The following is a 12,045-nucleotide window of genomic DNA, read 5'->3' on the forward strand; positions in this document are numbered from 1 at the left end:
CAGAGTATTGGGCAGTGTTGGGGGTAAATGCCGTCGTGATGGCGGAAGCAAGGGAGTGGGCGGCGCTGGCGCGCGAGTGGCTGAGGGCGAGCTCGCCGCGGGCCGCCCAGGCGTTGCGCGAGCATGATCAGGAGGCCGCCCGGCGTCGCCGGGAGCGGCGTCCGGCGGCGCGCCGGGGGAGGCCCGTGGACCAGGAGGCCGCCCGCGAGCCGGCGCGGTGGGCGGTCGAGCCCGAGGCGGCGGACGGTCCGGGCCAGGAGGAGATCGAGCGGGCGCGGGCGGCGTTGGCGCGGGCGACCTCGCTGGAGCGGGCGCGGGCCCGTGCGCGGCGGGAGCGGGGGCACGGGTGACATGACGATGAAGCCACCCGCCCCCTCGGTGAGGGCCGCCGTCAGGCGCTGCCGAGCCTGACCGCGCCCGCCGCCCCTACTTCCGCAGCCAGAGCATGTAGTACGGGCTGTCCCAGCGGCACTCGTACTCCTTGTATCCCTTCGTGACGAGCAGGGTGGTGCCCGCCGACACGCAGTTCTGCAGGGTGCGGTACGCCTGGTACGGAGTCCAGCTCGTGGCCGAAGCGCCGGCCGGGGCGGCGACGGAGAGGGTGCCGACGGCGAGGGCCCCGGCCATGGCCAGGGCCACGCCGAGCCGTGCGGACTTCTGTCGCATGCATCGTCCTTCCTCGTGGGCGGCGCGGACGCGCCGTGTTGATCATTTCCACGGTAGCGCTTCTTGATCAAAAAGATGCCCTTTTTGTCGATCTTGTACCTTTCGTGTGGTTGGAGATCGCGAACCCCGGTCGGCCAGACTGGGACCATGAGAATCGGTTTCGCCGTACCCCAGTCAGGGCCCTGGGCCACACCGGAGAACATGCGCCGCGTCGCCGCGCGGGCCGAGGAGCTCGGCTACCACGAGTTGTGGACGTTCCAGCGGCTGCTGTACCCCGTCGGGCATCCCATGGGGCCGACCTACCGCGGCGTCCACGACCCGCTGGTCACGCTGGCGCACCTGTCCGGCATCACCGGGACGATCCGGCTGGGCGTGGCCGTGGTCAACGCCTACGTGCAGCCCGTCGTGCTGGCCAAGCAGCTCGCCACCCTGCAGACCCTCTCCGGCGGCCGGGTCAGCGCCGGCATCGGGCTCGGCTGGGTGCCGGAGGAGTTCGAGGCCGCCGGCGTCGGCATGGAGCGGCGCGGGCGCAGGGGCGAGGAGTTCGTCGAGCTGCTGCGCAAGGCATGGACGGACGACGTCGTCGAGCACGACGGCGAGTTCTACCGGGTGCCGGCCGCCCACATGGACCCCAAACCGGCGCCGGGGCCGCCGCAGATCCTGCTGGGCGGCACCGCCGAGGTCGCGCTGCGCCGGGCCGGCCGGCTGGCCGACGGCTGGATCAGCTCCAGCAGGGAGGACCTGTCGGCGGTCGAGGGCCGGATCGCTCTGATCAAGGAGGCGATCGCCGCCGCCGGGCGCGACGCGGCCTCGTTCCGCTACGTCTGCCGCGGCGTCACGCAGGTGCGGCCGGCCGGCGCCGAGGACGCCCGCCGGCCGCTGACCGGCACGTACGAGCAGATCAGGCAGGACGTCGCCGCCCTGGCCGCCGCGGGCGTCACGGACGTCTTCCACGACCTCAACTTCGACAAGGAGATCGTCACCGCCGACGCGGGGGAGGCGATGCGCCGGGCCGAGGAGGCCCTGGAGGCGCTGGCGCCCTAACCGCCGTAGGGGACCGTGATGATCTCCAGGTTGTGCCCGTCGGGGCCCGACCAGTAGAGGCCGCGGCCGCCGTCGTGGGTGTTGATCGTGCCGGGCCTGGTGTGCCCCGGATCGGCCCAGAACGTCAGGCCGCGGCTCCTGATCCGCCCCCAGATCTGGTCGAACTCCTCCTCACCGACGAGGAAGGCGTAGTGCTGCGGCGTCACCTCGCCGTCGGCCTGCATCACGTCGAGCGAGACGTCGTTGGCCAGCGTCACGACCCGGAACGGGCCGTAGACCGGCGCGGGCTCCAGGCCGAGGACGTCGACCAGGAAGGCGGCCGTGGCGTCCCGGTCGGTGGCGGCGACGATGGTGTGGTTCAGCTGCACGGGCATGCGTTCACGCTACGTGCCGCAGCGCCTCGGCGGCCACCGCGCACCGCAGCTCGCGCATCCCCGGCCGCCCGCGCACCGGATGGACGGCGTTGGTCAGCAGCACCACGGTCAGCCCGCGCGCCGGATCGACCACCAGCGACGTCCCGGTGAACCCGGAGTGGCCGTAGGCGCCGCTCAGCGGGCCCACGATGCCGGGGTCGCCGATCCGCACGCCGAGCCCGTGCCGGAACGCCGCCCCCTCCACCCCCTGGTCGCGGGTCATCTCGGCCACGCTCGACGGGCTCAGCATCGCGCCCCCGCCCAGCCGCAGGGCCTCCCCGAAGGCCAGCAGGTCGTCCGCCGGGGCGAACAGGCCCGCGTGCCCGGCCACCCCGCCCAGGGCGTGGGCCGTCTCGTCGTGCACCTCGCCGCGCACGCAGCCGGGGCCGGGGCGTTCCGGCTTGAACTCGGTCGCGGCGACGCGCTCGGCCCGTCCGCCGCCGCCGCCGACCGGGCGGTAGCCGGTGCCGGCGAGGCCGAGCACGTCCGTGATCCGGGCGCGGACCAGGACGTCGAGCGGGGCGGACCCGGCCAGCTCGGCGATCCGGCCGGCCATCACCATGCCGACGTCGCTGTAGAGGTAGGGGCCGCCGACCGGGCCGGTGACCGGCGTGGTGAGCATCGCGGCCATGCGCTCCTCCGGCCCGGCCTGCGGGAGCTCCAGATCGATCCGGCGGGTCGGCGTCAGGCCCGCCGTGTGGGTGAGCAGGCGGCGCAGCGTGATCCGCGGGTCGGCCCCAGGGATCCACGCCCGGACCGGCTCGTCCAGGTCCAGCAGGCCCTCCTCGGTGAGCGAGAGCACCACCGACGTGGTGCACAGCTTGCTGACCGAGGCCAGGTCGAACACCGAGTCCCGGCGCGCGGGGGGCCGCTCGGCGGCGAGGGTTCCCGGGCCGCCGGACCCGGCGCCCGGCACGCCGCCCGGCACGCCGTCGGAGTCGCCGTCGGAGTCGCCGTCCTGGGTGCCGCCCGGCACGGCGTCGATGTACCTGACCAGTTCGCCCACCGCCGCGGCGGCGGTCACCGTGCCGTGCGCGGCGATCAGCGCGACCGCCGCCGGGCACACCTGCGGCACCGCGGCGGCCAGCAGGCGCTCCAGCCGGTCCGACATCCCCGTTCCCCCCTCGTCAAGCCCCCGACGGTCCCCCGGGGCGTCCCGTCCGGTACGTCAGCCGCTGAGCGCGTCGCTGAGCCGCTCTCCGTGCGACTCCAGCAGCGCGCGGGCCGCGTCCGGGTCCAGGCCGTGCTGGATCATCACCACGGCCGTCTTCGCCTGCCCACCGGCCGCCTCCAGCGCCGCGCCCGCCGTCGCGGCGTCGGCCCCGGTGATCTCGCTCACCATGCGCAGCGCGCGGGAGGCGAGCTTGCTGTTCATGGCCGACATCTCGATCATCTTGTTGCCGTAGGTCCGGCCCAGCCGGACCATGGAGATCGTCGAGATCATGTTCAGCACGAGCTTCTGCGCCGTGCCTGCCTTCAGCCTGGTCGAGCCCGCCACCACCTCGGGCCCCACCACGACCTCGATCGCGTGCTCGGCGGCGGCCGACAGCGGCGCGCCCGTGTTGCACGACAGCGCCGCGGTCAGCGCCCCCCGGCCGGCGGCCTCGGCCAGCGCGCCCAGCACGAACGGGGCCCGCCCGCTGGCCGACACGCCCACCACCGAGTCGAGCGCGCCCACCTGCAGGTCCTTCATGGCCGCCGCGCCCGCCTCGGCGTCGTCCTCCGCGCCCTCGATGGACCGGGTCAGCGCCTCCGGCCCGCCCGCGATGACGCCCTGCACCAGCGAGGGGTCGGTGCCGAACGTCGGCGGGCACTCGCTGGCGTCGAGCACGGCCAGCCGTCCCGAGGTGCCGGCGCCGACGTACAGCAGCCTGCCTCCCTCGGCCATCCGGGCGGCGATCGCGTCGATGGCCGCCGAGATCGCCGGCACGGCCGCGGCCACGGCCACGGGCACCTCGGCGTCGGCCTGGTTCATCAGTCGGGCGATCTGCTCCGTCGGCAGCCGGTCGATCTGGCTGTAGCGGGGATCGCTCTGCTCGGTGGACAGCTCGGGCAGCGGATCAATCATGACGCTAATTTCCACCCTTTACTTCTCAGTTGTAAATATCTTTCAGAGAATGGATCCATGTCACACGTACGCACCGGAGCCGAACGGCTGGCCGCGGACCCCGCGCTGGCCGGCGGCGCCCGTCTCGGCCTGATCACCAATCCCACCGGCGTCCTGCCCGACCTGACCCCCACGACCGACGCCCTGCTGGCCGCGGGCCTGCCCCTGACCGCGCTGTTCGGCCCCGAGCACGGCCTGCGCGGCACGGCCCAGGCGGGATCGAGCGAGCGCGACGCGGTGGACCCCACGACGGGACTGCCGGTCTACGACACCCACGAGCTGTCGGGCGACGACCTCGACCGCGTGGTCGCCGCCTCCGGCGTGGACACGCTGGTCTTCGACATCGCCGACGTGGGCGCCCGCTTCTACACCTTCGTGTGGACCATGTACGACCTGCTGGCCTCGGCTGCCCGCCTGGGCCTGTCGTTCGTGGTGCTGGACCGGCCCAACCCGCTGGGCGGGACCGTCGAGGAGGGCCCCCTGCTGGACCCGGCGTTCGCCAGCTTCGTGGGCCGCTTCCCGCTGCCCGTGCGCCACGGCAGGACCGCGGGGGAGCTGGCGGCGCTGTTCGGCTTCGACGCCGACCTGCGGGTGGTGACGATGGAGGGCTGGCGGCGGGACATGAGCTGGGCGCAGACCGGCCTGCCCTGGGTGATGCCCTCGGTCAACATGCCGACCCCCGACACCGCGCTGGTCTACCCGGGCACCGGGCTGTTCGAGGGCACCAACTTCTCCGAGGGCCGCGGCACCACCCGGCCGTTCGAGCTGGTCGGGGCGCCGTACGCGGACGAGCGTTACGCGGCCGCCCTGAACGGGCTGGAGCTGCCCGGCGTGCGGTTCAGGGACACCTGGTTCACCCCGACGTTCCACAAGCACGCGGGCGTCCCCGTCCGCGGGGTGCAGCTGCACGTGCACGACCCGCGGGCCTTCCGGCCGGTGCTGACCGGGTTGTCGATGCTGCACACGGCCCGCGTCCTCTACCCGGACGACCTGGTCTGGAAGGGCGATGACCTGTTCCTCGACCTGCTGTGGGGCTCCGACACGCTCACGCGCTGCCTGGAGGCCGGGGACGACCCGCGCGAGCTGTGCCCGCCGCCCGGCCGTCCAGAAGGACATCTGCTCTACAGCTGACATCAGGCCAGATCGCGCCGGTAGAGCCAGAAGACGCGTTCGGCTCGCGCGCCCACGGCGCGCGAGTAGAACCGCAACGGCCCCACCCATCCGATCTCGGCGTTCTCCTGACCGGCGGCCCGCTGCTCGGCCAGGCAGCGGCGCAGCAGCACCCCGCCGAGGCCCAGCCCGCGGGCGTCCGGCGCGGTGCCCATCGGGCCGAACCAGGCCGGCCGCGCCCCCCAGGCGGCGAAGGCCAGGACCTGCCCGTCGCGCTCGGCGTAGTGCAGGCCGGTCGCGTTGGCCGCCTCCCAGGCCCACCGCTCGTTCCAGTGCTCCTCGACGAACGCGGCCACGGCCGAGCGGTCGGCGCCCGCCGCCCGCACCGTGACCCCCGCCTGCTCCAGCCGCGCCAGGTCGTCCTCGACGGACAGGTCGGCCCGCAGGTCGGCGGTCATGTTCCAGGCGACGTGGTAACGCTCGTAGCCCAGGCTCTCGGCCAGGCAGGCGGCGGCGGTGTACCGCACGTCGATGCCGGGCCAGGCGTAGCAGGGCGGGTTCCCGGCGAAACGCGCCTGCCGCACGCCGTGCCCCCGCAGCCACTCCTCGGCCGCCCGCACCAGCGCCCGCCCGTGCCCGCGGCCCTGGACCGAGGGGTGCACGGCCAGCAGGTCCAGGTGCCCGACCTCGGGGTCCTTGGAGGAGACCGACGTCATCACCACCCCGCCGTCGGTCGCCAGCGCCGTCCAGCGGCGCTCGGCGGGCGGCTCGGCCAGGCGCCGGACCAGGTCGGGGGCCTCGGGCGCGTCCAGCGTCAGCGCGGCGGCGGCCACCCGGGCGGCCTCGGCCAGGTCCGCGCCGCGGACGGTGGGCGACATCACACCTCGCTCATCGGGCGCGCGATCACGTCGCGCCGCTCGGGGTAGAAGCACGCGTGCTGCTGCGGCACGCCCTCGGTGATCTGCAGCAACGGCCGCTCGCCCGCGCACCGCTCGCCGCGGAAGGGGCAGCGGCGGGCGAACAGGCAGCCCTCGTCGGCCTTGCTCTCGTCCAGCGACTCCAGCGGCGTCACCGGCTGCGCGCCGGGCTCCTCCAGGCCGTGCAGCACGGGGATGGCCGACAGCAGCGACTGCGTGTACGGGTGCACCGGGTCGGCGATGACCGTGTCCACCGGGCCGCGCTCGACGACCTGGCCGCGGTAGATGACGTAGAGCTCGCCGTCGTCGCCGATGTAGCGGGCGGTGGCCACGTCGTGGGTGATGAACAGCACGCTCACGCCCAGCCGCTCGCGCAGGTCCTTCAGCAGCGCGAGGATGCCCAGCCGGAGCGAGACGTCGATCATCGAGACGGCCTCGTCGGCGACCAGCATCTCCGGGTCGACGGTCAGCGCGCGGGCGATGACCACCCGCTGCCGCATGCCGCCCGAGAGCTGGTGCGGGTAGCGCCCCAGCACCGAGCCCGGGTCGAGGCCCACCATCGACAGCACCTCGGCGGCCCGCTCCTCGATCCACTCCTTCGACCGCCCGGTCTGCCCGGCCCGCAGGCTGAGCGGCGCGTAGAGCGTCTGGTGGATGGTCCGGGTGGGGTTGAGCGCCGAGTACGGGTCCTGGTGGATCATCTGGATCTTGCGGAAGTACGGCTGGCGCTTCTTCTGCTTGAGCCCCGACATGGACACGTCGCCGATGACGATCTCGCCCTCGTCGTAGGTCTCCAGCCCGGCGATGATCCGGCCCAGCGTGGTCTTGCCGCAGCCGGACTCGCCGATGAAGGAGGCCGCGCCGCCCTTGGGGATGGCGAAGTCCACCCCGCGCAGCGCCCGCACCTCCCGCCCGGCCAGCACGTTGCCGCGCTGCTTGTACGTCTTGACGATGCCGGTCCCGGTGATCACGCGTGCTCCTTCACGGTCACGGCGTGGCAGGCCACGATCCTCGATCCATGCGCCACGGCCAGCGGGTCGACGGTGTCGCACACGTCCATGCGCAGCGCGCAGCGCTCCCTGAACACGCAGCCCTCCTTCGGCACCGTGGCCAGCGTCGGCGGCCGGCCGGGCAGCGCCTGGGCCCCGGCGATGTCGCCCACGAGCCGGGGGATGGCCCTGATCAGGCCCCGGGTGTAGGGGTGGCTGGGGGAGCCGAGCACCTCGCGGGTGGGGCCCTGCTCGACCAGGCGGCCGCCGTACATGACGACCAGGCGGTCGGCGACCTCGGCCACGACGCCGATGTCGTGCGTGATGACCAGCGTGGTCAGCCCGCGCTCGGCGTGCACCTCGCGGACGATCTTCAGGATGTTCGCCTGGGTGATCATGTCCAGGGCGGTCGTCGGCTCGTCGAGCACCACCAGGTGGGCGTTGAGCACCAGCGCCAGCATGATGCCGACCCGCTGGCGCATGCCGCCGGACAGCTCGTGCTGGTGCGAGTCGAGCACGCGCGCGCCGTCCAGGCCCATCCGGCCCAGCAGCTCCTTGGCCTCGCGGACCAGGCCGCGCAGGTCCTCCACGCCGTGCGAACGGCCCAGGTCGAGGAGCTGCTTGCCGACCGTCTTGAGCGGGTTGAGCGAGTTCTGGGCGGCCTGGAAGACGTACCCGATGTGCCGGCCGCGGGCCTTGCGCAGCTCCTCGCCGGCGAACCCGGTCACGTCGCCGAGACCGTCGATCTCGACGCTGCCCGCGGCGATCCTGCCCGGCGGCTGCACCGCGTTGAGCAGCGACAGCGCCAGCGTGGACTTGCCCGAGCCGGACTCGCCGACGATGCCGGTGATGGTGCCCGGCTCCAGCGTCAGCGTGACGTCCCGGACGGCGGGCAGTTCGCCCGCGGGGGTCTTGTAGACGACCGTCAGGCCGTCGATGCGCACTCCCGGCGCTTGTTCGGCCACTTGCTACTCCTCGCGCAGCCGGGGGTTGAAGATCTCGTCCATGGCGTCCACCACGAGCACGATGCCGAGCGTGAGCAGCAGGATCGCCAGCAGCGGCGCCAGCAGGTAGCCCAGCGCGTTCGGCGTGATCATCGCGCCCGCCTGGAACACGGCGAGGTTGAGCATCACACCCCAGTTGTCCGACTCGTACGGCAGAACGCCCAGGAAGAACAGGCCCACCTGCGAGTAGACCGCGCCGGTGACCGCGATGAGCATGTTCATCGCGATGTAGGGCGCCATGCTCGGCAGCAGCTCCTTGCCGATGATGTGCGTGGTGGACAGCCCGAGCCCGCGGGCGGCCTCGATGAACCCGCGCTCGCGCAGCGACAGCGTCTGCGCGCGCACCGCCCGCGCCACGCCGCCCCAGCCGAGCAGGCCGAGCACCAGGCCCATCTGGAAGGGGTTGCCGAACTTCCACACGGTCGCCAGCACCAGCAGCAGCGGCAGGCCGGGGATGGTGAGCTTCATGTCGGTCAGCCGCATGAGCACGGTGTCCCAGCGGCCCCGCTTGAAGCCGGAGAACAGGCCGATCGCGGTGCCGGCGACGACCGTGATGAGCGCGGTGACCAGGGCGGTGAGCAGGACGTAACGCGAGCCCTTGATGACCAGCGCGGTCACGTCCCGGCCCTGCGGGTCGGTGCCGAACCAGTGGTCCCAGCTCGGCGGCTGGGTGATCGCGCCCGCGTTGCCCGGCAGGTGCTCGGGCAGCAACATCGGCCCGAGCACCGCCATGACGATGAAGCCGGCGATGATGACGACCCCGGCCATGCGGCTGGGCTTGCGCTTCATCACCCGCCAGACGCCGTTCCAGAAGTTGCGGCGCATGGCCGAGGCGGCCGGCGCGGCCTCAGGGATGAGCGTGGCGCTCACGAGCCCTCCTCTCCGCTGCGCACCCGCGGGTCGATGACCGTGTAGAACAGGTCCGCGACGATGTTGGCGATGATCGTGCCGACCGTGATCAGCAGGAACGCCCCGCCCATCAGGCCGTAGTCGCGGTCCTGGACGCCGCTGATCAGCAGCCAGCCGAGCCCCGGGTAGTTGAAGATCTTCTCGATGAACACCGCGCCGCCCAGCAGCAGGCCCAGCGACAGGGCGAGCATGGTGAACAGCGGCAGGATCGCGTTGCGCGCGATGTAGCGGAACACGATCGAGCGCTTCATGCCGCGCAGCTCGGCGGCCAGGATGAAGTCGTCGCCCAGCACGGTGACCACGCTCGACTTCATCGCCAGGATCCAGCCGCCGTAGGCCGACAGCGCGTACGTGGCCACCGGCAGCACCGCGTGCTCGACCAGCGAGCCGATGTAGCCGGCGTTGAAGCCGGGCTCGAACAGGATGTCCACCGAGCCGTCGGCCGGCAGGATCGGGAGCAGCGTCGCGAAGATCACCACGAGCAGCATCGCCAGCACGTACTGCGGGATGCCGTGCAGCAGCGAGCCGGAGATGGCCAGGGCGTCGCCCAGCTTGCCGGTGCGCTTGATGGCGGCGTACACGCCGAGCAGGATCCCGACGAGGAAGCTCAGCAGCGTGCCGGCCAGCACCGGTAGAACGGTCCACTTGGCCGCGTCGGTGAGCACGTCGACCACGGAGGTGCCGGGCCGGCTGACCGACATGCCGAGGTCGAGGTGGAGCAGGCCGGACATGTAGTCGGTGTACTGCTGCCACAGCGTGCCGTCGGGCAGGAACCCGTACAGGACCTTGACGGCCTGCGCGGCGGCCTCGGGCGACATGCCCTGCTCGACCAGCTTCTCGTAGCGGGCGGCCATCGGGTCGCCGGGGATGTTGTTGATGATGAAGAAGCTGATCGTCGCGACTACGAGGATCATGACGAACCCGCGGGCCAGGTGGCCCGCGAGTCGTCGTGCGATGAGCGCCATGAACTACGACTTCGCCTTGATCATGCCGAGCTGGATCCAGACGCCCGAGGGCAGGACGCCGGCGCCCATGCGCAGGATCTCGTCGTCGTGCGGCCAGCCGGTGAAGCGGCTGTTGTTGACGAACTGGGTGTTGACGTAGTCCCAGAGCTGGATGACCGGGAGGTCCTGGTTGGCGGCCTTGGCGAGCTGGGCCATGATCGGCTTGGCCTGCTCCTCGGTGGCCGAGTTCAGCTTGCCGGTCAGCTCACCGGGGTTGATCTTGGCGCCGTCGACCTCGATCTCCTCGGGGCCGCCCATCCAGTTGCCGGCCTTGCCGGGCTCGGAGTGCTTGACCTTGCCCGCGACGTTGGTCCAGCCGTTGGAGGCGCCGTACAGGCGCTGGTAGATGTCGTACGGCGCGGGGCCGAGCGCCATCAGCCAGAAGCCCACGTCGTACTTGCCGGCCGCCAGCTCCTCCAGGTAGAGGGGGTAGTCGGCGGTCGTGACGACCTCGGCGTCGACGCCGGCCTTGACGAGCTGGCTCTTGATGTTCTCCTGCGCCGACAGCCAGTCGGAGAAGCCGGAGGGCGCGTGCATGGAGACCTTCCACGCCGAGCCGTCGGCCAGCGTCCACTTGCCGTCCTTCTTGGTGAGGCCGGCCTCCTTGAACTCCGCCTCGGCCTTGGCCACGTCGGGCGCGTACGGCTCCAGCTTGGGCAGCTCGTCGGGGATCCACGCCTGCGCGGCCTTCTGGTGGATGCCGCTGGTGGTGACCGCCGCCGTGCCGCCCTCGGGCGAGGCGACCTTGGTGACCTCCTCGCGGTTGATCAGGTAGGCCAGGCCGCGGCGCACGTGCACGTTGTCGTACGGCTTCTTGGACTGGTTGAAGGCCATGCTCACCGCGACCGGCGAGTAGCCCTTGATGACCTCGTTGCCGGCGGCCGCCTTGATCCGGTTCATCACGTCGGACGGCGCGGCGGTGAAGCCGGCGTGGTCGAGCTTGCCCGCGGTGAGGTAGTTCCAGATCTGCTCGTTGCCGGTGTAGTTGAGGAACTTCACCTGCGCCGGCGCCACGTTCGCGGCGTTGTAGAAGTACTTGTTCTTGACCAGCAGCGCCTCGGACGGGTTCACCCGCTCCAGCACGAACGGGCCGGCCGAGGTGTCCTTCGGCGGGGCGAAGGTGAGCACCTTCTCGCCCAGGCCGGTGATGGTCTCGCGGGCCTTGTCGGCCGCGGCGCCCTCGCCCCTGGAGGCCTTGAGCTGGTCCCAGAAGTCCGCGGGGAGCACGCTGCTCCACACGTGGGAGGGCAGGACGAACGTGTCGAGCACGCCGCGGGCGAACTTGGGGCTCGGGTTCGCCATGTCCTGGGTGATCTTGAGGGTGTGGTCGTCGACCACGGTCACGTCCGCCGCCGCGCCCGCGGCGCCCGGCGTGATGGAGAACGCCGTGCTGCCCTGGGTGTAGGCGATGCCGATGGACATCTTGACGTCCTCGGCGGTGACCGGCTTGCCGTCGGACCACTTGGCGTTCGGCTGGAGCTTCAGGGTGATCGCCGAGTTGTCCGGCGCGATCTCCCAGCTCGCCGCGATGCCGGGGAGGGCCTGGTTGGGGTCGGTCAGGTGGTTCTTGACCCAGCCCAGCTTCATCGCCGTGTAGCCGGGGAAGGAGTTGCCCTTCGGGTTGTACGGGTTGGCCGGGGCCGTGGCCTCCAGGCCCGGCCTGTTGACGTCGATCGTGGTGAAGAGCCCGCCACCACCACCGCTCGAGCCGCCGGACTTGTTGTTAGTACCACCGCTGCACGCCGCTGTGGCGGTGGCGAGGCCCAGCAACGCCACTACCGCTGCCAGTCGCTTCATCTGCCGCTCCGGGGGATGTCGGACCTGTTGAGGATCTGTAGGGAATTGACCGGACCCTACGGTCGCCAGCAGGCAGCGTCAATAA

13 protein-coding genes are annotated in these 12,045 nt (G+C 72.1%); 3 read left to right on the forward strand and 10 right to left on the reverse strand.

Annotated elements, in window-relative coordinates; translation table 11 throughout:
- Window positions 1-35: 35 nt before the first annotated feature.
- Complete coding sequence (locus tag AB0J76_RS15095) at window positions 36-350, forward strand: hypothetical protein (RefSeq protein ID WP_352331433.1); 315 nt, start codon at window positions 36-38, stop codon at window positions 348-350.
- Window positions 351-426: 76 nt separating this feature from the next.
- Here the strand turns inward: AB0J76_RS15095 and AB0J76_RS15100 are convergent, their stop codons facing one another.
- Window positions 427-666 carry a hypothetical protein gene (locus AB0J76_RS15100; protein WP_352331431.1) on the reverse strand — a complete coding sequence of 80 codons (240 nt, stop codon included), beginning with the start codon at window positions 664-666 and terminating at the stop codon, window positions 427-429.
- Window positions 667-813: 147 nt separating this feature from the next.
- On the opposite strand from AB0J76_RS15100, the gene AB0J76_RS15105 reads away from it, so the two are divergent.
- Complete coding sequence (locus AB0J76_RS15105; protein WP_364389671.1) at window positions 814-1,710, forward strand: TIGR03619 family F420-dependent LLM class oxidoreductase; 897 nt, start codon at window positions 814-816, stop codon at window positions 1,708-1,710.
- Here AB0J76_RS15105 and AB0J76_RS15110 read toward each other — a convergent pair.
- From AB0J76_RS15110 to murQ, 3 genes are read right to left on the reverse strand one after another with little or no spacing between them, the layout of a single operon-like run.
- The gene (locus AB0J76_RS15110; RefSeq protein WP_352328216.1) at window positions 1,707-2,084 is read right to left on the reverse strand and encodes a VOC family protein; all 378 of its coding nucleotides are present in this window, start codon (window positions 2,082-2,084) and stop codon (window positions 1,707-1,709) included. The genes AB0J76_RS15105 and AB0J76_RS15110 overlap by 4 nt on opposite strands.
- Window positions 2,085-2,088: 4 nt before the next feature.
- Complete coding sequence (locus tag AB0J76_RS15115; RefSeq protein ID WP_352328217.1) at window positions 2,089-3,234, reverse strand: serine hydrolase domain-containing protein; 1,146 nt, start codon at window positions 3,232-3,234, stop codon at window positions 2,089-2,091.
- A gap of 57 nt (window positions 3,235-3,291) precedes the next feature.
- Window positions 3,292-4,191, reverse strand: coding sequence for an N-acetylmuramic acid 6-phosphate etherase (gene murQ, locus AB0J76_RS15120; RefSeq protein ID WP_352328218.1), 900 nt, complete (start codon window positions 4,189-4,191; stop codon window positions 3,292-3,294).
- Window positions 4,192-4,248: 57 nt separating this feature from the next.
- Here murQ and AB0J76_RS15125 point away from each other — a divergent pair, with 57 nt between their 5' ends.
- The gene (locus AB0J76_RS15125) at window positions 4,249-5,361 is read left to right on the forward strand and encodes a DUF1343 domain-containing protein (protein ID WP_352328219.1); all 1,113 of its coding nucleotides are present in this window, start codon (window positions 4,249-4,251) and stop codon (window positions 5,359-5,361) included.
- Between the two features lie 2 nt (window positions 5,362-5,363).
- Here the strand turns inward: AB0J76_RS15125 and AB0J76_RS15130 are convergent, their stop codons facing one another.
- Genes AB0J76_RS15130 through AB0J76_RS15155 form a run of 6 tightly spaced genes read right to left on the reverse strand, consistent with a single transcriptional unit; the run spans window position 5,364 to window position 11,960 of the window.
- A complete protein-coding gene (locus tag AB0J76_RS15130) occupies window positions 5,364-6,218 on the reverse strand; it encodes a GNAT family N-acetyltransferase (RefSeq protein WP_352328220.1) in 855 nt (284 codons plus the stop codon).
- A complete protein-coding gene (locus tag AB0J76_RS15135; protein WP_352328221.1) occupies window positions 6,218-7,228 on the reverse strand; it encodes an ABC transporter ATP-binding protein in 1,011 nt (336 codons plus the stop codon). Before AB0J76_RS15135 ends, AB0J76_RS15130 begins: the two co-directional genes overlap by 1 nt.
- Entirely contained in the window at window positions 7,225-8,211 is a 987-nt protein-coding gene (locus tag AB0J76_RS15140; protein ID WP_352328222.1) for an ABC transporter ATP-binding protein, read from the reverse strand. Before AB0J76_RS15140 ends, AB0J76_RS15135 begins: the two co-directional genes overlap by 4 nt.
- 3 nt (window positions 8,212-8,214) lie before the next feature.
- Window positions 8,215-9,120: an ABC transporter permease gene (locus AB0J76_RS15145; RefSeq protein ID WP_352328223.1), complete on the reverse strand. Its 906-nt coding sequence runs from the start codon at window positions 9,118-9,120 to the stop codon at window positions 8,215-8,217.
- Window positions 9,117-10,124, reverse strand: a complete 1,008-nt coding sequence (locus AB0J76_RS15150; protein WP_352328224.1) for an ABC transporter permease — start codon at window positions 10,122-10,124, stop codon at window positions 9,117-9,119. Before AB0J76_RS15150 ends, AB0J76_RS15145 begins: the two co-directional genes overlap by 4 nt.
- A gap of 3 nt (window positions 10,125-10,127) precedes the next feature.
- Entirely contained in the window at window positions 10,128-11,960 is a 1,833-nt protein-coding gene (locus tag AB0J76_RS15155) for an ABC transporter substrate-binding protein (protein WP_364389676.1), read from the reverse strand.
- Window positions 11,961-12,045: the final 85 nt, after the last annotated feature.

Origin of the sequence: Nonomuraea sp. NPDC049624, from assembly GCF_040675255.1 — a bacterium.
Classification (GTDB): Bacteria; Actinomycetota; Actinomycetes; order Streptosporangiales; family Streptosporangiaceae; genus Nonomuraea.